The sequence below is a fragment of the Pseudomonas sp. GM49 genome (assembly GCF_000282355.1).
In the GTDB taxonomy this organism is placed as follows: Bacteria; Pseudomonadota; Gammaproteobacteria; order Pseudomonadales; family Pseudomonadaceae; genus Aquipseudomonas.
The window spans coordinates 1-20870 of record NZ_AKJL01000105.1; the positions used below are offsets into that span (position 1 = coordinate 1).

Consider the following 20870-nt stretch of genomic DNA (forward strand, 5'->3'; position numbering starts at 1 on the left):
TGCAAAGCCTGTAGTGGCTGCAAACTCCCGGCAATTCCCCACGCTTGACGCCTCTCGACCATTCGTCCTTTAAGCCCCCGGATTTGTTGGCCAAAGTCCGTTTCTGAAGGAGGTCATGACATGTCATGACGGACTATTCACGCGATGGTTGTGACGATACATGGGCCGAAAATGCCTGCTATCGAGCCGGAACTGCATGTACCTGGGCACAGGAGACCGACTGTTGGTCGGATGAAAGACGGATCCGGGTTTTATGAGGCTTTCTGTTTATTGATGTCTTTAACAGCGTTTAAAAACAAATGGTTGGAGTATGAAAGTTCAGTAGTTTGTAGGAGTGTTTGCTTATTGACGATCTGACTTCATCCGACCTAAGTCTGACTTCCGAACGCCTGGACCCTGGGACGTGCGACTGGTGACCGGCGTCATCCCCGGTTTCCTGCTATTAATCAATGAGTATTCGAGTGCTTTTCCTTTCGGGAGCGCGTCATGAGTTCATTCATTCGTATCGGCATAGCCGACGATCATCCGATGTTGCGTGAGGGTGTTGCCAATACATTGAGAAAACGGGCGGATCTTCAGGTCGTGGAGCAGGGCGCCAATGCGCAGGACGCCATGGATATTGCCCAGCGGGTGCGTCCGGACGTGATGTTGATGGACGTCAACATGCCGGGCGATGTGTTCGCCGCGGTGCGGTTCATTTCCACAAAGCTGTCGGATGTGAAGGTTCTGATGCTGACGGTTTCAGAATCCGAAGATGACGCCTTTTTGGCACTGGAGGCCGGCGCGCGCGGGTATGTGTTGAAAGGTGTCAGCGGACCGGAACTGGTCCTGGCGATCAGGTCGGTTGCCAAGGGGGAGACGTATATCACCCCCGAGTTTGCCAACAAACTGCTGAGTAGCAGCAAGGAACACGGAGAGCAGATTCACACGTTCGATCTGACCCATCGCGAGGAGGAGGTCATTCGTGAAGTTTCAAAGGGGCTGACCAATAGGGAGGTGGCGACAAAGCTGTTGATCAGCGAAAAAACCGTCAAGCACCACATGGGTTGCGTGATGCAGAAACTGCACGCCCGAAATCGTGTCGAAGCGGTCACGGCTATACGGCGTTATTGGGAGCGCGAAGCTGTCGGGCGACTGCACACCGGCGCAGGGAAAACACAAATGGATGCCCGAAGCGGCTCCTGACTAGAATTTGAACTGTGCATTTACCGACGTACCGGAGGCGCTGGAGTCGATGCTGAACAACCCGCCCAGAGATTCAATGCGATAACGCAAACCGGCGAGCCCCAATCGGGTTCTGCCGGATGTCTCGAGCAGCATGGCGTCCGCCGCCATGCCCGGACCACCGTCCCTGACGCTGATGTTCAATACCTCATCAATGTATTGCGCCTGGATGACCTGACCCTCGCCGTCGGCATGACGGTACGCGTTGTTCAGGGCTTCTTGCACAAAACGGTACAAACAGAGTTTGAGCGGCAGTGGCGCGGCCTCCGGTAGCGGCCCCAGGGTTAATGTGACCTTGGTGCCAGTGCGTTGCTCGTGCCGTTGCGCCACCAGTTGCAACTCTTCCACCAGGCTCAAGTCGTTGATTTCCGGAAGTGCCAGGCCTCGTGATAAATCGCGGACCTCACGCAATGCGTCGGTGGCGGCGCCACGAATGGTTTCCAGCGACTCCTGATCGACAGCGGAGCAGTTTTCGGCCAGGTCGTCGAGCCGGATCAGAATCAAGGTCAATAACTGCGCCGGCCCATCGTGCAGGTCTGCACCAATGCGCCTCAAGGTGAGTTCGTTGATGCGGGAAAACTCCTGGGTAGCCGTCGACATCTTGTGCTGGAGTTCGGTATTGCTGATGTGCAAGCGGGTTTGCTCCATCAGTCGCAACCGCAGTGCCACTTGTTGCCGCTGGATAATCTTGTCACCGCGTCGCACGATGAAGAAAAGCAGTGTCAGCATTGCCAGCGTCGCAGCGCCAACGACCGCCCATACCTGCTGTCGGACCCGATTGATCTCGCGCTTGACACTATCGGCCTTTTCATAAAATTCGCCTACCGCGATGATTTTCCTGGTGCTTGAATCCCGCAGGGGCGCGTAGATCTCATAGAGCGGCAAGTTGAGTTTGCGCTCGAACTCGTTCTCATCCTGGCTCAGCTCTTCAAGGTCGGTAACCACTTTGCCCTTGAGTGCCTGGGTGATCTCATCCATTGGGAATTTGTGGTTGGTGATGGCTTTATTTGTGCTGTAAAGCACCGTTCCATCCGCTCGCCAGATCTTGATCGAGACAATGTGATGTTTCAGTGACCGGCTTTCCGTGAGACGGTCCAGGGACTGGACGCTTGCAGCCGAGAGTTTGTTGTCCCGGCTCAACTCCTGCACAAAGGGCTCCAGAAACGTATCCATGTACTGAGCGCCTGCTTCGGCGGCGCTATTTACCGCGGCACTTTCTATTCGTGCGCTCACCAGCTTGCCGACGAAGAACATGGTCAGTCCCAGGATCACCGCAGCGGCAATGACAAACTGGGTCGAGCGACTCAGATTGCGCGCCTTGACCCTGATCCGTGTGCGCCAGATTCCATTGCGAGCCGCATCGCAAACAGGGGCTGGCTCGACCAGAGCCTCAGTCTCCTGCGGGATACAAGTCTGGTTTTTTGATTCGACCTTTGCATCTTTTCCCATCGATTTGGTTCCCTGATCATCGTGACAAGTCGGTTGGAAACCCTGCAACTCAACGGATATCTGGAGATTGGCGGTGGGCGCCACGTCCATGAATGACAGTAGTCCACTGTATAGCGATCCGACAGCTTCACGGGTGAACTACACACCACCGATGATCAGCCAGACCATCGTGCAATTTCAGGCAAGGCGTTATGCCGGGTGTCAGCTCAAACCGGCCGCACGACGTTGTGTTCCTACGCGTACAGCCGGTTTATGTTCAGGCTTGCGCGGCGCTGACCTTGCCAGTGATCGTGGAATTCTTGCGGACGGCTTGATACAGCAGGCTGGACACCATGAACCCGACAATGGCCAGCAGACTCATTAACGAGAAGACATAGTTGTAGCCTTGTTGACCCGGGAAGTGGTCAAGGATTGCGCCATAGATGACGTAGGCAAACATGCCAGGCGCATAGCCGATCAGGCAACCGATCCCGAACGCTGAACCAGTGATGTGCTGGGGAATGCCGACTTCACCCATGGGTGCCCAGAACACGCCGCGCATGGAAAAGACAATCAGCGCGAAGGAGAGGGTGGCCGCCATGCCTGCGTAGATGAAATCCGGGCTTTTCGGGATGAGCATGATGACGCCCATCAGCGGCAACAACGCCAGGAATGCCCACTTCAGATAGCGGCTGGAACTCTTGAACTGTTTGTCGGCAATGAAGCCACCAGCAGGGCCGCCCAGGATCTTGAGGAAATACTGGTTGATGATGCCGTAGGCGCCCACCAGGGCCACAGGCAGTTCGTACATTTCCTTGAGGTAGGGAATGAAATAGGTCAGGCCGCAGTACACGATGTAGACCATGAACACGTTGAGGCTGACCAGCCAGATGCCCGGCACCTTGATGGCCTCGAGCAGGTTGGACAATCCGTTCTTCGGCTTGGCGGTCGACTGGGCATTGCCGCTCTTGAGCAGCAGCCAGGTCAGGGTACCGGCAAGAATGTCGATGACCGAGTAGAAGAGGATCGCCGACTTCAGACCGTTCTCACCGGAGCCCATGGCGACGAAGACGCCCAGCGCAGAGAAGGCGACCAGGGTATCGATGACGCCACGCCCGCCTTCCAGAAGGCCGAACAGGCGCCCCTGTTCCTTATCGTCACCCAGGTTGCGGATGGCTTTGAGCAGCGAGGGCCAAAAGATGCAGTCGGCACATACAGCCAGCAGGCAGAACACAATCAGCAGGTTGCTGAAGGGCGGAAAGGTCGCCAGGTAGAGCCCGAGGCTGCCGGTACCGATCAGGCCCAGGGGGATCAGTTTACGCGTGTCGTATCGATCGGCGAGCATGCCGCCCACCACAAACAGCGCGGTGGCGATAATGGCGTTGGCGCTCAACAGCACGCCGATTTCAGTGTGAGTCAACCCCATGAATTCTTGCATGGGGACATAAAAGGCATCTTTGAGGTTTGCCAGCTTGTAGATGGTGCCGCCACCGAGGATGAGAATCAGGAATCTGAGCCATTTGGCCTTGTCATGGGATGTCATTATTGTTCTCCAGGCGTAATTGGGTAGGCAGTGCCGGTCGGCACGTCTGGTTCAGGCGTTAGCGCAATGGGCCAGGGTCAACTCGGCCAGGGTTCGAAACTCGGCCAGCAGACCTCGTACGTAGGCGACCTGGTTGTTTGCCCAACGGTGCTCATCGGCCAGCATTCGCTCCAGCGAGAAGCCTTGCGGCAGCGCTGTTTCACTCATTTCCCGGTACGCAATGAACGGGTCGGCGGCTTCGTCAAGCTGGCGGAACGCCGGGGCGACGTAGTGGTTTTCCTGCTCAAGAATGAAGGCGATCACTTGTGGGGTTGATTCGCCGAGCATCAGCAGTTCGAACAACATGCGTGCGTTGGGCAGGTCGTCTTCGTCACAGCCCTGCAGCACGCCGTAGTGCCCGAATGCGTTTTGCTCGGGGACGATGCGCACACCCTTGAGGTGGGTCTGGCGTATGTGCGGTGCCAGGTTGCGGAGCGCAGCAAGGGGCTGTTCGCAGGCATTGATCATGTTGCCGAAATCGAACAGGGCATGCAGCCGTGGGTGGTTCAGCCGGCTCAGCAGTTGCGCGATTTCGGCGCTCTTGAGTTCCTCATGCTGCTCGAAGTCGAAGAACAGGTCGTGCTCGTCTGCCTGCTGCGCAAGGTAATGCAGGTCTGACTCGATCAGGTCCATGACCCGCGACAGCGTCCCTTCGTAGCGTGAGTAAACACGGATGTTGCGGGTGCCCAGTGCCTTGGCGATGGCGATCACTTGATCGACATCTTTTTTCAGGGTGCTGCTGATTTCCAGATGCACGTCCAGCCCGAGTGCATTGGCCTTGTCTGCAAACGCCTGAAGCTGCGCGGGCGTCATTTGACTCAGGCTGTTTTCCTCACCGTCGAGCAAGTGCAGGCTCAGCCCCCGCAGTTCGTGGCGATAGGCGAAGTCCAGCAGGTCGCCAGGTGTGACACGGCCGTGGGTCAGGTTGGTCAGCAAGGGGTAGGCATGGGCAAACAGGCGCAGTTGCCCAAGTCGGTCGAGCAACTGGCGGGCCAGTGCCTCGGTCAGTAGGGGGGGAGCCTCGGCCTCGACAGCCTTATGGCTGAGCAAGGCGTTGAATCGTTCCTGGATCTTATTGTTCATTCGAGTGGTTCCTGGTTCAGACACCGGGTCTACCGGCGCAGCCTTTATCGCGCCAGTCAGGAACTCTCGATAGATCCATTATCAGTTAAATCATAAGACCACTTGCCTTGCCTCAAGTGGCCGGCTGCAGGTAGCCCATTTTGCCCAGGGCCTGGGCAAGTGCTTCGACGCGCGCTTCGGCCTGGTCCTCAGGGGTGCTGGCAAAGCCGATCAGTAGCGCCGGCGGCAAGACATGCTCCAGGCAATAGTCACTCAGGGGATAGGTATGAATGCCATGCTGGCCGAGTTCCCTGGCCAGGGCATCGCCGTCGAGATGCGCCGGTAACCAGGCGATCAGGTGCATGCCGGCTTCCACCGGGGTGATCCTGAAGAAAGTCCCCAGCTGCTTATGCAACTGTTCGACCAATGCCTGCTGGCGAGCCTGGTACAGCGCGCGCATTCGACGAATATGGCCGAGAAAGTGGCCTTCGCGCATGAAGTCTGCCGTGACGGCCTGTAGCAGTGTGGGCGGGCTGCGATCCATGACCGCTCGCAGGGTGCAGAAGGGTTCGATCAAAGCGTTGGGCAGTATCACGTAACCCAGTCGTAGCGAGGGGAAGAGCACCTTGCTGAAGGTTCCGGCGTAGATGACCCGGGCCCATTGGTCCATGGCATAGAGTGCCGGCAGGGGGCGCCCGTTGTAGCGAAACTCACTGTCGCAGTCGTCCTCGATGATCCAGCTTTGATTGCGGGCGGCCCAATCGATGAGTTCCTGGCGCCGCGCATAACTCATGGTGATGCCCAAGGGATGCTGACGAGAGGGTGTGGTAAACACCAGTCGGGCGTCAGGACACTGAGCCAGGCCTTGCTGGATATCGATTCCCTGTTCGTCGATACGCAACGGGACGACCAGACCACCCTGGGCCTGGAGCGCGATGCGCGCCGCGATATGCCCCGGATCTTCCATCCAGAAGCTGTCCTGCGGATTGAGCAAAAGCATGCCCAGCAGGTTAAAGGCTTGTTGGGCGCCGGAAACGATGACCACCTGCTCGGCACTGCAGTCGATGCCCCGGGCATCAAAGACGTATTCGGCAATCGCCTCGCGCAGGGCCAGCAACCCTTGCAGTTCGCCATAGCCGAGCATGGCCTTGGTCGGCTTGTGCAGGTGGCGGTTCATCAACCGCTTCCAGACCGATTGCGGGAACGCATCGTAAGCGCTGTGGCTGGGCAGGAACGAGGTCGGGCTCCCGGTGGCCCAGTCGGCATAGGAAACGCCTCGAAAATGATCGCTGCGCAACGACAGCATGGACTGGCTCAGGTCGGACAGGCGAGGCGGCTGGCGCTGGTGCTCATCGTCTTCAATACCTCGGCTTTCCCACTCATGGCCGACATACGTCCCGGCCCCGGTCCGCGACGTCAGAAATCCTTCGGCAATCAGTTGATCGAACGCATTGAGAATGCTGATTCGCGAAAGCTGCAGTTCTTTGCTCAGGGTCCGCGTGGACGGCAGGCGCACGCCTCCCTGAATCCTGCCACTGAGAATCTGTTTGCGAATCTGCAAGTAGAGTTGGCGGTACAAGGGGATGGAACTGGAACGGTCCAGTTCGATACCTGACAACAGCAAACCTGCGGAGGATTTCATTTTTTGTTCGTCTGGATGGAGTGTGGTCTGGCCTGAATTGCCGTCAGGCACCCGGGTGCAAAAGGGTATCGAGGGGTGCTGGATAAGTCATCCACAACAGGCATTGATACCGCGCAAAAGACCCGGCAGGCCCTGCGATGGCAGTGCCTGCCTCCGTGACCGGCGCCACCATGATGCGGCCGGGGACGGCATTTTCCATGGCAATGAAAGGCCAGTACCATGACGACCACTTCTTTACCGATACCAGCATTCAAGCCGGCAAGTAACCCGGTGAATCGTTCTTCAATGGAGAGACACATGACATCAGGACAATGTCTTTGCGGGGCTGTACGTTTTTCCCTGGCGGTTGAACCACGATTTTTTTATCGCTGCCATTGTACCCTGTGCCGCAAGCAAACCGGGGTTGGCCATAATCTCGCCACGCTGGTCAAGGCGTGCGACTTTCGCTGGGACGAAGGGCAAGGTGCGATCACCAGTTGGCGCAAGCCCAGCGGCTACAGGAATGACTTTTGCTCGCAGTGTGGCTCGACCGTGCCCAATCCTCTTCGCGAGTCGCCTTACTTCTGGATTCCGCTTGGACTTCTCGATGTCGAGTTGGACATGGAGTGCGTTGGCGATTTCTGCACCGATGACGCGATGCCATGGGACGAACACCGTTCGGAAAAAAGTCACTGCGCAGCCCCGGATTCACTTGGGTTTATTCTGCATGAGCTCCAGGTCGACACTGGCGAATAGAATCTGAGCGTTGTCAGGCACTTACATGTCCTGGCATGGTCAATAAACCACGCTCGACCCTCGGCGGTCGAACTGCCCGGAACCGACCGGCCCCGCATCGGCAATTTGATCAAGGACAGTGAAAGCATGCTCGCCGCGACATAACCAGCAACTGCCTCCACCCGGTTCCGTGAATCGGGACTCGCCGTACGTTTATCCCTTAATTCCTTTCGAAGATTTAACCCATGTACCTACGCAAAATTGCAGTTGGGCTGTCGGCCCTTGTTTTGCTCTCGCCCGGGGTGCAGGCCCGTGGTCTGCTGGACCTCCTCAAGCCGCCCGCCGGGCAACACGAACAAGCGTCCCGCTCAGGCTCGATCAGCCAGAGCGCGGCCCTGGATCTTTACTCAAGCAAACAGAAACAGGCCTCGTTCGATGGCTGTGCAGATCTGTTCCCGGCAGCGAAACCGATCAACACCGCCACTGTGCCGGCAACCATGAAACCCCTGGCGCTGTGTTCCGACAACTTCGCGGTGCTGTACTCGCAAACCAGCAAGACCCCGCTGGTGGTGGTCGAACGCCTGAATGCGGCCCAGTTGCAGGATGCCAAAGGGGAGGAGCGCACCAACCAGTTCTACCCGGACCCACGCATTCCCAAGAGTGGGCGCGCTGAGTTGAGCGACTACCGCAGCCAGCACCCGGCCGTGGACCGTGGCCATCAATCCCCGGCAGCCGATGCCCCGAACCCCAATGCAATGGCCCAATCCTTTGCACTGTCGAACATGGTGCCGCAAGACCCCACCAACAACCGCAAGATCTGGAGCAAGGTCGAGTCTGATGTCCGAAAGTTTGCCAAGCGCGCCGATGGCAACGTGTTTGTCTTTACCGGCCCGCTCTTTGACCCGGGTCACTCCACCATCGGCGACAACCAGGTCTGGGTGCCGACGCGCCTGTACAAGCTGGTGTACGACGCGTCGTCCAAACGTGCCTGGGCCTACGTGCTGCCTAACGCGCAAACCCGTATCGAGAAGCCGATGGACTATGAGACGTTCGTGAAGAGCACCGGGCTCAACTTGCTCGGGAACCTGCCCGTCACAGGTTCCGCAGGGCGCATCTGATGGCTGGATGAGCAGCACCCCAAAGGTTGGATGCAACTGATGGGGTGCTTCGTCCACAGTTAAGCGTTGTGCGTGATTGTTGAGGATTAATGCCTTTGGATGAAACTGCGTTAAAAAAAATCGGCAGGAAGTAACTAATTGTAAAAATGAACTATACCCAATAGGGCAATCGCTCCTGACCCCGGGACTTGATGCCACTAACGAAACGCGTCCCAGGAACTTCAACGTCATGCAGACTGAGAGATTCTGGTTATGAACGCTTTGAAAATCGCTGCCAGCGATGCGGTTAGAACTTGCTTTCGTAATTCCCGTGAAATCGTCCGGCTCGATCAGACTGACTTTACCGATGTAGCGGTTGCCGTGCTCTCGGTAGAGGACTTGGCAGCAGGGGCGCTGGACTCCATCAAGCGGACGGGGTTCGACATCCCGATCTTCCTGGTGGCCTCTCAGGGCCGCAGCAATCGCTCCCTGGAGGTCTACAAGCAACTGCAGGATGTCATCCTGCAGGTCAATGGTGTCTTCGACTTGTCCGGCAATAATGCCGAGTACTACGGCAACCAGTTGGAAACAGCGGCCAATGCCTATGAAGAAAGCTTGTTGCCGCCGTTCTTCGATTCGCTCAAACACTACACCGAAGCGGCGAACGCGACCTTCGCCTGCCCCGGCCACCAGGGCGGCCAGTTCTTTCGCAAACACCCGGCAGGGCGGCAGTTTTTCGACTTCTTCGGCGAGACGCTGTTTCGCGCCGACATGTGCAACGCCGACGTCAAACTCGGCGACCTGCTGATCCACGAAGGTCCGGCGCTGCTGGCGCAAAAACACGCTGCGCAAGTGTTCAACGCCGACAAGACCTACTTCGTGCTCAATGGCACCTCGGCGTCGAACAAGGTAGTGACCAACGCCCTGTTGACCCCGGGCGACCTGGTGCTGTTCGACCGCAACAATCACAAGTCCAATCACCAGGGCGCACTGTTGCAGGCCGGGGCGACGCCGGTGTATCTGGAAACCGCGCGCAACCCTTACGGCTTCATCGGCGGGATCGACGCCCACTGTTTCGAAGAGGACTACCTGCGTGATCTGATTGCCGAGGTCGCCCCGGACAAGGCGCAACTGCCACGACCGTTTCGCCTGGCGATCATTCAACTGGGCACCTATGACGGCACCATCTACAACGCCCGGCAAGTGGTCGACCGCATCGGCAAGCTGTGTGACTACATCCTGTTCGACTCGGCGTGGGTCGGCTATGAACAGTTCATTCCGATGATGAAGGACTGCTCGCCGATGTTGCTCGATCTGGACGAGAACGACCCCGGCATCTTCGTCACTCAATCGGTACACAAACAACAGGCCGGCTTTTCCCAGGCCTCCCAAATCCACAAGAAGGACCGCCACATCAAGGGCCAGGCCCGCTATTGCAACCATCACCGGCTCAACAATGCCTTCATGGCACAGGCCTCAACGAGCCCGTTCTACCCGCTGTTCGCCTCGCTGGATGTCAACGCGCGCATTCACTCCGGCCGCAGTGGCCTGCGCCTGTGGGACGACTGTGTGAAGTTCGGCATCAATGCGCGCAAGCTGATCCTGGAAGCCTGCACCATGGTCCGCCCCTTCGTGCCGGATACCATCGACGGACGCCCATGGCAGGATCATTCGACCGACGCCATTGCCAGCGACATCCGTTTCTTTGAATTCCATCCAAAGGATCGCTGGCATGCCTTTCCCGGTTATGCCGACAAACAGTACTTCATCGACCCCTGCAAGTTGCTGTTCACCACGCCAGGCATCGACCCGGTGGACGGCAGCTACACCGACTTCGGTATTCACGCCGGCATCCTGGCCAACTTCCTGCGCCAGAACGGTATCGTTCCGGAAAAGTGTGACCTCAACTCCATTCTGTTCCTGCTCACCCCGGCCGAAGACTGGGCAAAGATGAGTCACCTGGCGGCCCAGATCGCCCGTTTCGAACGCTTCGTTCAGGACGACGCACCGATGAGCCGGGTGCTGCCGGCGATCTACAACCAGTACGAGGAACGCTACCGCGACTACACCATCCGCAGGCTCTGCCAGGAAATGCACGACCTGTATCGCAGCCATAACGTGCAGCAATTGCAGAAAGACATGTTCCGCAAGGAACACTTCCCGAAAAAGGCCATGAACCCGCAGCAAGCGCAAATCGAGTACATCCGTGGCAATGTCGAACTGGTGCCCTTGGCGGACGCCGATGGGCGCATTGCGGCCGAAGGCGCGTTGCCTTACCCGCCGGGCGTGTTGTGCGTGGTGCCCGGGGAGATCTGGGGTGGCGCCGTGCTCAAGTACTTCCTGGCACTGGAGGAGGGCATCAACCGCTTGCCCGGGTTCACGCCGGAACTGCAGGGCGTGTACCTGAAACACGAAGGCGGTCGCACCCGCGCCTACGGGTACGTGCTCAAGGCCTGATGCCGCACTCTCAACATTGCTCAAGGAGATACGCATGAGTCACTCGCAAACCCGTTTGCCAGTCGATTTGGCACAGCGTTTCCCGGTGCTGATCGTAGCCAACACCCAGGAACATGACGACAGCATCATTCTGCGCAGCGCCCAGGCGATTGCTGCCGCCCTGCATGAGCATGAACTGGAGGTGGAGCTGGTCGGGTCGCTGCAAGAGGCAGATATTGCCGTCAGCGCCAACTCGGCCTACTGCTGCGCGATCATTGGCTGGGGCCTTTGCGAAAACAACCAGGACCAGGCGCTGAAGTTGATCCAGCTGATCCGTCGCCGCACGGCACAGTTGCCGATCATGCTCGGCATGAGCCAGGCACATCAGCGCCGGGTACCGCTGGCTTTCGTGGAGAACATTGACGGCTTTATCTGGCTCCCCGAAGACAGCCCGGAGTTCATCGCCGGGCGCATCGAAGCTGCCGCCCGTCGTTACCTCGACAGCATTCTCCCGCCGTTTTTCGGCGCGCTGGTGAACTTCGCCGGCACCCATGAATATTCCTGGCACACCCCGGGTCACACCGGCGGTACCGCCTTCATGAAAACTGCAGTGGGCCGTACATTCCTCGACTTCTACGGCGAGCAGATGTTGCGTTCGGATCTGAGCGTTTCGGTCGGCGAGCTGGGTTCGCTCAACGACCATTCCGGCCCGATCGATGAAGCGGAAAAATATGCCGCACGGGTGTTTGGCGCTGACTTCACCTTCTTTTCCGTGGGCGGCAGCTCCGCGAGCAACGAGATTGTCCTGCATTCGGCGGTGACCGATGGCGACGCTGTTCTGGTCGACCGCAACTGTCACAAGTCGTTGAACTATGCCTTGAACATGTCCGGCGCGGTGCCGCTGTACTTGCGTCCACGTCGCAATGCTCGTGGCTTGATCGGACCGGTGCCGCGTAGCGAGCTGACGACTGCTGCCGTCGCACAGAAGCTCGCTGACAGCCCGTTAGCAACCAACAAGACAGCCAAGCCGGTGCTGGCGGTACTGACCAACTCGACCTACGACGGCCTGTGCTACAACGTGCAGACCACCACCCGCGAGCTGAGCCAGAGCGTCGACCGTATTCACTATGACGAAGCCTGGTATGCCTATGCCCGTTTCAATCCGTTGTACGAGGGGCGCTATGGCATGCATCGTGGCGAACGGCATGCCGATGACGCCACAGTGACCGTCACCCACTCCACCCACAAGCTGTTGGCGGCGCTATCCCAGGCCTCGATGATCCATATTCGCTCGGGCAAGGTGCCGGTCAAGCCGGCCCTGTTCAACGAAGCCTTCATGATGCACACCTCGACTTCACCGCAATACAGCATCATCGCGTCGACCGATGTCTCGGCGAAAATGATGAATGACGCCGGTGGTTACCTCACCGATGAGTCCATTGATGAAGCCATTGCCTTTCGCCAAGCCATGGTGCGCTTGAACAACGAAATACAGCAGCGCAATGCCAAGGACTGGTGGTTCGGCGTGTGGCAACCGGACCAGATCGACGGCGTGCCTTTTGCTGACGTCGACCCACAGGTGCTGCACCACGGCGACGCCTGGGTGCTCAGGCCTACGGCGACCTGGCACGGTTTCGGCGACTTGGGCAGCGATTACTGCATGCTTGACCCGATCAAGGTCACCGTGCTCACGCCGGGGCAAACCCTCGAAGGGCAGATGGAGAGCAGCGGCATCCCGGCCCCGCTGGTGTCGTCCTTCCTCTCCAGTCGCGGCATCGTGGTCGAGAAGACCGAACCCTACTCAATCCTGCTGCTGTTCAGCCTGGGTGTGACCAAGGGCAAATGGGGCTCGCTGGTGGCTGGCCTGATGGAATTCAAGAAACACTACGACGGCAACTCGCCCCTCGAACAAGTGATGCCTGATCTGGTGGACAGCCATGGCGACCGCTACAGCGGCATGGGCCTCAAGGACTTGGCCGAGGAGATGCACCAAGACATGCTGGCCACCAAAATGCTGCACAACATGGATGCCGCCTACACCTTGCTGCCCGACCCGGTGTCCTCGCCAAGGGCCACCTTTGCCAGCCTGGTTAAAGGTGAAATCGAACAGATTGCCGTACGCGATATGGTCAATCGCACCGTTGCCGTGCAGATCGTTCCCTATCCACCGGGTATTCCGCTGATGATGCCTGGTGAAAAAGCAGGCAATGACAAAAAAGCGATCGTCGACTACCTGCTGGCGATGGAGGCTTTCGACGGCCGGTTCCCCGGTTTTGAACATGACAACCATGGCGTCGAGATCGAGCGCGACAGCCAGGGGCGCCCAACCTACAAGGTTTACGTGGTCAAGCAGTAAGCATTAGCCCCTGTCCGGTCGCGTGCTGCACGTCGCCAGGTCCAGGTTCAAAACTCTGCAAAAGGCAAGGAGTTTGCGATGGCTGATTCAAGCAAGAAAATGGGCCTGATGGGGCTCACGACGCTGGTAACGGTCAACATGATGGGCTCGGGCATCATCATGTTACCCACCAATATGGCTCAACTGGGTGCCGTCTCGCTGCTGTCATGGATCTTCACCGCGATCGGTTCGATGGCCATCGCTTACTGCTTTGCCCAGTGCGGCGTCTTCTGCTCGCGTTCTGGCGGCTTGTCCGCCTACACCGAAGAAGCCCATGCGAAGTCGGGTTTTTTCCTCTGCTCGTACCTGTACTTCCTGTCCCTGGCCATCGCCAACGTGGCCGTGGCCATTTCGGCGGTGGGCTACATGACCGCCTTCGTGCCCTGGCTGGGCACGGGTGCCATTCCACTGTGCATCGGCACGATCGCGCTGATCTGGCTGACCACCTTCGCCAACTTCGGTGGCCCTGGCATCACCGGGAAGATTGGCGCGTTCACGGTGTGGGGGGTGATCATTCCGGTAGCCGGGCTGAGCATCATTGGCTGGTTCTGGTTCAAGCCGGATGTGCTGGCTGCCGCCTGGAACCCTAATAGCCTGGCGATTTCCGAAGCCATCGGCAAAGCCATCCCCCTGACCCTGTGGGCCTTCCTGGGTATGGAATCGGCCGCCCAGGCCACCGATGCCGTGGAAGACCCCAAGCGCAACGTGCCGCTAGCCTGCCTGTTCGGTACCCTCGGGGCAGCGGTGGTCTATGTGCTGTCGACTACCGTCATCCAGGGCATCATTCCTAACGCCGAGCTGGCCAAGTCCTCGGCGCCTTTCGCGCTGGTCTACGCCACGATATTCAGTCCGATGGTCGGCCATATCGTCATGGCCCTGGCGGTCATGGCCTGTGTCGGCTCGCTGCTGGGCTGGCAATTTACCCTGGCGCAAACCGCGAAGATGACGGCTGACCAGGACCTGTTCCTCAAGCTGTTCAGCAAGGTCAACTCGATGAATGCGCCCGTCGTCGGCATGATCGTCTGTGGCGTGCTGCAAACCCTCATGGCCCTGTCGACCATCTCGCCCGACGCCGCCGCGCAGTTCAGCAAGTTGGTCAGCCTGGCCGCGGTCACCAACCTGATTCCCTATATCACTGCGCTGACCGGTCTGTTGGTGATCATGCACAAGGCCGGGGTCTCATCAGCGATTCACACGCGTAATGTGGTGGTCTTGCTGATTGCAGTCACGTACTCCCTGTACGCCCTGTATGCCTGCGGCAAGGATGCAGTGATGGGCGGCACCCTGGTGCTCGCTGTCGGCTACCTGCTCTATGGATTCCTCGCCAAACGCTTCACCGAAGCGCCATCCGCCAACCAGGCCAGGGCCGGTAATCCTTAGGCGTGGCCATCAGGACTGCACAGACATCTGCATACGGGGAAACCGGACATGAACGTACCATTTGCCACAACCACCAGACTGCTGCTTGCCTTCGCACTCTTGACGCTGCCGCTAGTGGCCGGCGCCAACACCCTTGAACGCGTGCGCAGCAGCCACACCTTTACCCTGGGCTACTTGCCAGACCTGGCGCCCTTCAGCAAGCAGGAAGGCGACAAGGCCAGCGGTTACGCCATCGACCTGTGCCTGAAAGTCGCCGACAAGCTCAAGAGCGAACTGGGCCTGCCCGACCTGCAAGTGCACTACCTGCCGGTCAAGATTTCGGACGAGGTCAACGCCGTGAGCCAGGGTAAAGTCGATATCCTCTGCACGCCGACACCGCCCACCCTGGAACGGCGCAAGATGATCAGCTACTCCATACCGATCTACACCGCCGGACTTTCGGTCGTGGTGCGCAACGATGCGGCCGAACCGTTGCTCAATGTGCTCAATGGCAAGGTTGCCAATACCGGACCGACCTGGCGTGCCAGCATCAACAATGGTCTGGCCAACCACACCTACGCGACCCTCGAGGGGGGCGTGACCGAAGACTGGATTCGCGAACGGATGCGCCTGCTCAACGTGATCGCCTCGCTGGTGACCGTGGCCAACATCGACGAGGGCGTCAAGCTGGTCGCCGAGGGCAAGGCCGATGCCTTCTTCTCCGAACGCATGCTGCTGCGAAACGAAATCGCCAAGGAAGGCGCGGCCAGGAACCTGATGCTCCTGGACCGCATCTTCGAGTACTCGCCGGTGGCGATGATCGTGGATCGCAACGACGAAGACTTCCGCCTGCTGGTCGATACGGCCCTCAGTGAAGCCTATTACTCGGGCTACATAGAAAAGGCCTACGACCAGTATCTGGGAGGGACCAACGCTACCGTGAAAAAACTGTTCAGGGTGTATGCGTTGCCTTAGTGGAATCGTTGGCAACGGGCCGTCCGCCGAAGTATTGCTACTGTAGGAGCGAGCTTGCTCGCGATGGACTCAAGAGCGCCGTGTTCAGCCAGTGAACACGCGTTATCGTTGACGACCTTCGCGAGCAAGCTCGCTCCTACAGATGATCAGCATCAAATGGCGAGGACCATGGCGAAGTAGCCGAGGAGTACCCAGTGCTGGAATCGCCCTGTCGCTACTAACGGTTAAAACGCTCGGCCAGGCTGTGCAGGTAGTCGGCCATGACTTCAAGGTCCTGGCTGATCGCGGCGCCTTGTTTGGCCTGCCCGGCGCTGCGATCACAGAGTTGGGCAATACGCGTGATCTGCTGATTGATGTCTTCAGCCACGTGACTTTGCTCTTCAGACGCCGAGGCCATCTGCTGGCTCATTCCGGTAATCCGGGTGACGGCCTCGCTGATACCGACCAGCGCCGACTGCACCGCCTCGACACGCTGCATGCTTTCGCGGGAAATCTGCTCGCCACGGCTGGCCGTTGACACAGCGCGATCGGCACCCTCGTACAGAGACGCAATGATGCCGTGGATCTGTTCGGTGGAAGTGCGAGTGCGTTGTGCAAGGGAGCGCACCTCGTCGGCAACCACGGCAAAACCGCGACCTTGCTCACCGGCCCGGGCCGCCTCGATCGCCGCATTCAGCGCCAGCAGGTTGGTCTGTTCGGCGATGGAGGTGATGACATCCACGACACTGCCGATCGATTGCGTTTCACTGGCCAATGCGTTGACCGCCTTGCCGATCTCGTTGACCGCCTCATGCATGGTTTCCATGGCGCTCAGGCTCTGCTGGGCCAGCTCACTGCCCTCACGCGTCAACTGATCAGCCTGCGACGCGGCATGCGCGGTGCTGATGACGTTCTGGGTGACTTGCTGGATGGTGGCGGCCATCTGTGAAATGGCGGCGGCAGACTGATCGGTTTCATTGCGCTGACGATCAAGCGACTGCGCCTGTGAACCGGAGAGTTCGGATGACTGCGCCGCCTTGGCCTTGACATTGACCCCGGCATCGACAAGTCGGCTCAGGGCAGTCTGCAAGCGTGCTTCCTCACTGACCATGGCCATGTCCAGGCGACCCTGGGGGCCATGGTTGTCGCTGTAGGTGAGCGCGACCAATGGATCGGAAAAGGCTTTGGGATGCTCGGCCAGAGTGCGCTCGATGGCTCTGCGATGCCGGGACTCGATCAGGTACCAGGCAATACACAGGCTCGCCACCATCAGCCCCTGTGCCGCCGCGTTGGGCAGCCACTGCTCAGCGAACAATGAAACTGCGCCAGCGATCGACAACGGCCACCCGTGTTGCAGCGTCCGGGAAATCCGTGTGCTCAGGGAAACGATGGGCTTGCCGGCCCGCATCCGTGCATAGAGTGCTGCTGCCCGACGAACCTGGTCGCGGCTGGGCAGCGAACGAACCGACTCGTAACCACTCAGGCGTCCGTTTTCATAGATGGGTGTGACGTAGGCACTGACCCAATAGAAATCACCATTTTTCGCGCGGTTTTTCACAATGCCCATCCAGGGTTTGCCTTGCTTGATGGTGTGCCACATGTGAATGAATACCCCGGGAGGCATGTCGGGGTGTCGAACCAGGTTATGGGGCTGGCCCACCAATTCGTCGTAGGTGAAACCACTGATGGCAACAAAGGCGTCATTGCAGTAGGTGATCCGGCTATCGAGATCGGTCGTGGAGATCAATCGTTGTTCGGCGGGAAATACTCTTTCATGCTCGGTTACGGGCAAATTCACGCGCATACGATGCGACCCCTCGGATTATTATTATGATGTTGAGCCTATGAACCAGAACGGGCCCGCCGTCAGATCACGGGATTCAACGCGTGCGGGCCCGAAGAGGAATTTATGGAGGGGGGAGGCTGACGGCCATTCATTCGACGACAATTTCTTTTCACTTCATGACAAGTCCACGATATGGGTGTGGAATCATGCGTGACGTCGAATTGAGTGAGTTCCGGGGCGCGAAAGAGCGGGTGGCGTTGTGCAGCAGGCCGCGCCGAAGAAAAGGTGCAGGACATTGGGCGGCAAGCCCGGTGGAGCACCGGGCTGCGGGCTTGAGACCGTTTGGTGTTTCACACGGCAGCGTTCACTCTTGCGCCTTTCTCCTGTGACGTAACGTCATGCAGGGAAATCCTCGAAGTCTCCGGCAATGCCAGGCCACCCGCCAGCGCGAGCAATGCAATCGCGATCAGATAGAACGCTGGCGACAAGTTGCTGCCGGTGGTGCTGATCAGCCACGTCGCTACCAGCGGCGCGGTGCCGCCGAAAAGGGTATACGCCATGTTGTAGGTGATCGCCGAGGCGGTGTAGCGAGTACGGGTAGGGAAGGTTTCCGAGAGCAAGGCCGCCGTCACCACGCCACACAACACCGCGCCAATCGCCAGGAGCATGACGCCGACTATGGACGCAGCGAACGAGCCGGAGCTGGCCATCAGGAACGATGGATACACGGTCACAATCAACAGCGCGCAAGCCGTCATCACCGTCATTCGACGCCCGACCCGGTCCGAATACAGCCCGGCCAGCGGGCAGATCGCCGCAGCGAACAGCAATGCAATCAGTGACACCAGCAACGCTGTGGCGCGACTCAGGCCACCTGCGACTTGCAGGTAGGTAGCGAAGTAAGTGGTGAACATATAAAACGAGAGTGCCGTGAGTGACACAAAGGCACCCAGGCAACAGATTGCCGCACCATGGTTGCGCAAGGTTTCCTTGAGTGGGGAGTGTGCGACTGCATGTTCCTGAGTTACTGCCTGGAATGCCGGCGTCTCATCGAGCTTCCAGCGCAAGTAAAGACCCACCAGGCCCAGGGGCGCGGCAATCAGGAACGGCAGGCGCCAACCCCAACTGCCCATCGCTTCGGCCGACAATGACGCCTCGAGTGCGTAGGCCACCACGGCTGCTGCGGCGAAGGCGGAAAATGTCGACACCGGAATGAAGCTGCCATACCAGGCGCGTTTGTCACTCGGTGCATGCTCCATCAGGTAGGCACAGGCACCTGCATATTCTCCCCCGGCGGAAAAGCCCTGGGCGCAACGGATCAGGGACAGAAGAATCGGTGCCATGACTCCGATCGCCGCATAAGTGGGCAGCAGACCGATCAAGGTCGTCGCCCCGGCCATCAGCAGAATGGTCATCGCCAGGGTTCGCTTGCGGCCGATCCTGTCGCCCAGCATGCCGAAGAAAATCCCGCCAAGGGGCCGAAACGCAAAGGCCACGGCGAATACCGCAAAGGTCTTGAGCAGCGCGGCGCTGGCATCGCCACTGGGGAAAAATTGCTGGGCGATGGTCGTGGCCAAAAAGCCATAGACGGCGAAGTCGAACCACTCGACGAAATTGCCGATGCCGGCGGCCACAATCACTCTTCTCAGCGTTCTTGGGCTGACTTGTTCCATAGTTGCGCTCGTCATGCTTGACCTCGACAATTCGTCAGTAAGCTATCGATTATCGGGGCAGGCACTGAGGCGGCTCACTTCAAAAGTGTCATCCATATAGTCAGGACCGACTTCATGTCGTTGAATGACGCATGATTTGCGCCAGATTCGCCGATAGTCGCGGGTTGCGAAGGGCGCTATTGACCGAGGGCGATCAAAGGGCGGGTTTTTTCGCCAATGTGTAAAGCGTTGGGGCGTATTGTTGGTCGCCAGGATTAGATCAATCAGAAGGGATGAAGATGACATTGACTGTCGAAAGCCTGGTCAGGATCGCAATGACCAATCCGGTAAACGCAGAAATTTCCACTCGCTTGCCTGAGCTCGGTTTGAACCAATGCATGCTCACGGCCGGTTGCCTGTTCCAGGCCGTGTGGAATCACCAGTCACAGCGACCGGCCGGGTGGGGAGTGAAGGATTACGACGTCTTTTACTTCGATGATGATCTGTCCTGGGAAACAGAGAATGAGGTCATCCAATCAGGTCAGCGTCTGTTCAATGACCTCGACGTGAAGGTCGAGTTCAAGAATCAGGCTCGCGTTCACCTGTGGTACAGCCAGCGGTTCGGCGGGGATTATCCTCAGCTTCAGTCGGCCAGAGACGGGATCGATCGCTACCTGATTGCCGGTACCTGCGTGGGATTGGATGTTGAAACGGGCGAGGTCTATGCGCCCAACGGCCTGGCCGACACAGAGCACGGGTTACTTCGAATCAATCCAAAGAATCCCAGGCCGGACTTGTTCGATCAGAAGGCGAAAAGTTATCAGGCTCGCTGGCCTTGGCTCAGGATCGTAGAGCTCCAAAGTTGAATTGGAGCGAGGGGAGTTTACCGATGAAGCGATTTTTTGCAGATGAAAGCCGATTGCTGCCTGTAACGAAGGGCTGCAAACGAAGCAGCCCTTCGCGAAAGGCTGCTTACGAATTTGGATTCAACAGACTGGATTGTGTGTAAGCGGCATCTCGGTCAGACCGGCGCCAGCAGCACCGTGGGTGCTGCATTCGAGGCTTGAGGCCGCACATTTCTGCCGGTCTGGGGACGCGCTACACCGATCAGCCGTTGGTGCGATCGGCTGCCTTGGCTTTGCTTTGAGCGACAGCGGCTTCAGCCTTCTGTTTCTGTGCAACCTGGTAGGTTTCCATCGAGACTTTCCGGGCCGACTCCATGCGTGCGAAGGTACGGTCCCCACCACCTGTGGCCATCGCCAGAGAAGAAGCGGTCAGAGTGGCGACTACGAAGAGAACTTTCATGGATTTCATTTGGGTATCCTCAAGTGAGATTTGTTAACAGTTAAAGCGGGATTCATTTGCTAGAGCTGAACTTCCTTATTCAACCTGGATTCACCAGCCAGCCAGGGCGGCGTTTCCTGTTTTCCAGGTGCCTTGCTCCATGCGCGCTTCGGTATCTCTGTTTTTTGCCCAGGTCGTGAGCAGTACCATCATTGCGAATCCACCGACGATGAGAACCGGATAGGCTGCCAGCAA

15 protein-coding genes and 1 pseudogene are annotated in these 20870 nt (G+C 58.5%); 8 read left to right on the forward strand and 8 right to left on the reverse strand.

From position 1 onward, the window contains the following. Positions 1 to 486 precede the first annotated feature (486 nt). Positions 487 to 1185: a response regulator gene (locus PMI29_RS18820; RefSeq protein ID WP_007996650.1), complete on the forward strand. Its 699-nt coding sequence runs from the start codon at positions 487 to 489 to the stop codon at positions 1183 to 1185. Here the strand turns inward: PMI29_RS18820 and PMI29_RS18815 are convergent, their stop codons facing one another. The 4 genes from PMI29_RS18815 to pdxR all read right to left on the reverse strand — a co-directional run bounded on the left by PMI29_RS18815 (position 1186) and on the right by pdxR (position 6938). Further along, entirely contained in the window at positions 1186 to 2673 is a 1488-nt protein-coding gene (locus PMI29_RS18815) for a sensor histidine kinase (protein ID WP_033052236.1), read from the reverse strand. Positions 2674 to 2929: 256 nt separating this feature from the next. Further along, complete coding sequence (locus tag PMI29_RS18810) at positions 2930 to 4195, reverse strand: MFS transporter (RefSeq protein WP_007996655.1); 1266 nt, start codon at positions 4193 to 4195, stop codon at positions 2930 to 2932. Positions 4196 to 4246: 51 nt separating this feature from the next. After that, complete coding sequence (locus PMI29_RS18805) at positions 4247 to 5317, reverse strand: sugar phosphate isomerase/epimerase family protein (protein ID WP_007996656.1); 1071 nt, start codon at positions 5315 to 5317, stop codon at positions 4247 to 4249. Positions 5318 to 5429: 112 nt separating this feature from the next. After that, positions 5430 to 6938 carry a MocR-like pyridoxine biosynthesis transcription factor PdxR gene (gene pdxR / locus PMI29_RS18800; protein ID WP_007996658.1) on the reverse strand — a complete coding sequence of 503 codons (1509 nt, stop codon included), beginning with the start codon at positions 6936 to 6938 and terminating at the stop codon, positions 5430 to 5432. A gap of 297 nt (positions 6939 to 7235) precedes the next feature. Here pdxR and PMI29_RS18795 point away from each other — a divergent pair, with 297 nt between their 5' ends. The 6 genes from PMI29_RS18795 (at position 7236) to PMI29_RS18770 (ending at position 15914) form a co-directional block, all read left to right on the forward strand. Next, positions 7236 to 7673, forward strand: coding sequence for a GFA family protein (locus PMI29_RS18795; RefSeq protein WP_033052238.1), 438 nt, complete (start codon positions 7236 to 7238; stop codon positions 7671 to 7673). Positions 7674 to 7897: 224 nt separating this feature from the next. After that, the gene (locus tag PMI29_RS18790; RefSeq protein ID WP_007996664.1) at positions 7898 to 8770 is read left to right on the forward strand and encodes a DNA/RNA non-specific endonuclease; all 873 of its coding nucleotides are present in this window, start codon (positions 7898 to 7900) and stop codon (positions 8768 to 8770) included. A gap of 252 nt (positions 8771 to 9022) precedes the next feature. After that, the gene (gene speF / locus PMI29_RS18785) at positions 9023 to 11206 is read left to right on the forward strand and encodes an ornithine decarboxylase SpeF (RefSeq protein WP_007996665.1); all 2184 of its coding nucleotides are present in this window, start codon (positions 9023 to 9025) and stop codon (positions 11204 to 11206) included. Between the two features lie 34 nt (positions 11207 to 11240). Beyond that, positions 11241 to 13541, forward strand: a complete 2301-nt coding sequence (locus tag PMI29_RS18780) for an Orn/Lys/Arg decarboxylase N-terminal domain-containing protein (protein ID WP_007996666.1) — start codon at positions 11241 to 11243, stop codon at positions 13539 to 13541. Positions 13542 to 13619: 78 nt separating this feature from the next. Then, complete coding sequence (gene potE, locus PMI29_RS18775; protein ID WP_007996668.1) at positions 13620 to 14960, forward strand: putrescine-ornithine antiporter; 1341 nt, start codon at positions 13620 to 13622, stop codon at positions 14958 to 14960. 48 nt (positions 14961 to 15008) lie between these two features. Beyond that, positions 15009 to 15914 carry an amino acid ABC transporter substrate-binding protein gene (locus tag PMI29_RS18770; RefSeq protein WP_007996670.1) on the forward strand — a complete coding sequence of 302 codons (906 nt, stop codon included), beginning with the start codon at positions 15009 to 15011 and terminating at the stop codon, positions 15912 to 15914. A gap of 217 nt (positions 15915 to 16131) precedes the next feature. Here PMI29_RS18770 and PMI29_RS18765 read toward each other — a convergent pair whose 3' ends face one another. The 3 genes and pseudogenes from PMI29_RS18765 to PMI29_RS18760 all read right to left on the reverse strand — a co-directional run bounded on the left by PMI29_RS18765 (position 16132) and on the right by PMI29_RS18760 (position 19367). Beyond that, positions 16132 to 17163, reverse strand: a complete 1032-nt coding sequence (locus PMI29_RS18765) for a methyl-accepting chemotaxis protein (protein ID WP_443216448.1) — start codon at positions 17161 to 17163, stop codon at positions 16132 to 16134. A gap of 255 nt (positions 17164 to 17418) precedes the next feature. Next, a pseudogene (locus PMI29_RS33080) lies at positions 17419 to 17697 on the reverse strand (PAS domain-containing protein); the annotation flags it as partial. A 332-nt stretch (positions 17698 to 18029) separates the two neighbouring features. Beyond that, complete coding sequence (locus PMI29_RS18760) at positions 18030 to 19367, reverse strand: MFS transporter (RefSeq protein WP_007996673.1); 1338 nt, start codon at positions 19365 to 19367, stop codon at positions 18030 to 18032. A 263-nt stretch (positions 19368 to 19630) separates the two neighbouring features. Here PMI29_RS18760 and PMI29_RS18755 point away from each other — a divergent pair, with 263 nt between their 5' ends. Further along, on the forward strand, positions 19631 to 20197 hold the full coding sequence (locus PMI29_RS18755) for a nucleotidyltransferase family protein (RefSeq protein WP_033052239.1): 567 nt from the start codon (positions 19631 to 19633) through the stop codon (positions 20195 to 20197). Between the two features lie 241 nt (positions 20198 to 20438). Here the strand turns inward: PMI29_RS18755 and PMI29_RS18750 are convergent, their stop codons facing one another. Next, on the reverse strand, positions 20439 to 20645 hold the full coding sequence (locus tag PMI29_RS18750) for a co-regulatory protein PtrA N-terminal domain-containing protein (RefSeq protein ID WP_007996679.1): 207 nt from the start codon (positions 20643 to 20645) through the stop codon (positions 20439 to 20441). Between the last annotated feature and the right edge of the window lie 225 nt (positions 20646 to 20870).

What these genes read in the sequence shown, in the direction of transcription:
- PMI29_RS18820 (WP_007996650.1), top strand. Translation starts at nt 487, where the DNA reads ATGAGTTCATTCATTCGTATCGGCATAGCCGACGATCATCCGATGTTG.
- PMI29_RS18815 (WP_033052236.1), bottom strand. Translation starts at nt 2,673, where the DNA reads ATGGGAAAAGATGCAAAGGTCGAATCAAAAAACCAGACTTGTATCCCG.
- PMI29_RS18810 (WP_007996655.1), bottom strand. Translation starts at nt 4,195, where the DNA reads ATGACATCCCATGACAAGGCCAAATGGCTCAGATTCCTGATTCTCATC.
- PMI29_RS18805 (WP_007996656.1), bottom strand. Translation starts at nt 5,317, where the DNA reads ATGAACAATAAGATCCAGGAACGATTCAACGCCTTGCTCAGCCATAAG.
- pdxR (WP_007996658.1), bottom strand. Translation starts at nt 6,938, where the DNA reads ATGAAATCCTCCGCAGGTTTGCTGTTGTCAGGTATCGAACTGGACCGT.
- PMI29_RS18795 (WP_033052238.1), top strand. Translation starts at nt 7,236, where the DNA reads ATGACATCAGGACAATGTCTTTGCGGGGCTGTACGTTTTTCCCTGGCG.
- PMI29_RS18790 (WP_007996664.1), top strand. Translation starts at nt 7,898, where the DNA reads ATGTACCTACGCAAAATTGCAGTTGGGCTGTCGGCCCTTGTTTTGCTC.
- speF (WP_007996665.1), top strand. Translation starts at nt 9,023, where the DNA reads ATGAACGCTTTGAAAATCGCTGCCAGCGATGCGGTTAGAACTTGCTTT.
- PMI29_RS18780 (WP_007996666.1), top strand. Translation starts at nt 11,241, where the DNA reads ATGAGTCACTCGCAAACCCGTTTGCCAGTCGATTTGGCACAGCGTTTC.
- potE (WP_007996668.1), top strand. Translation starts at nt 13,620, where the DNA reads ATGGCTGATTCAAGCAAGAAAATGGGCCTGATGGGGCTCACGACGCTG.
- PMI29_RS18770 (WP_007996670.1), top strand. Translation starts at nt 15,009, where the DNA reads ATGAACGTACCATTTGCCACAACCACCAGACTGCTGCTTGCCTTCGCA.
- PMI29_RS18765 (WP_443216448.1), bottom strand. Translation starts at nt 17,163, where the DNA reads ATGGTGGCGAGCCTGTGTATTGCCTGGTACCTGATCGAGTCCCGGCAT.
- PMI29_RS18760 (WP_007996673.1), bottom strand. Translation starts at nt 19,367, where the DNA reads ATGACGAGCGCAACTATGGAACAAGTCAGCCCAAGAACGCTGAGAAGA.
- PMI29_RS18755 (WP_033052239.1), top strand. Translation starts at nt 19,631, where the DNA reads ATGACATTGACTGTCGAAAGCCTGGTCAGGATCGCAATGACCAATCCG.
- PMI29_RS18750 (WP_007996679.1), bottom strand. Translation starts at nt 20,645, where the DNA reads ATGAAATCCATGAAAGTTCTCTTCGTAGTCGCCACTCTGACCGCTTCT.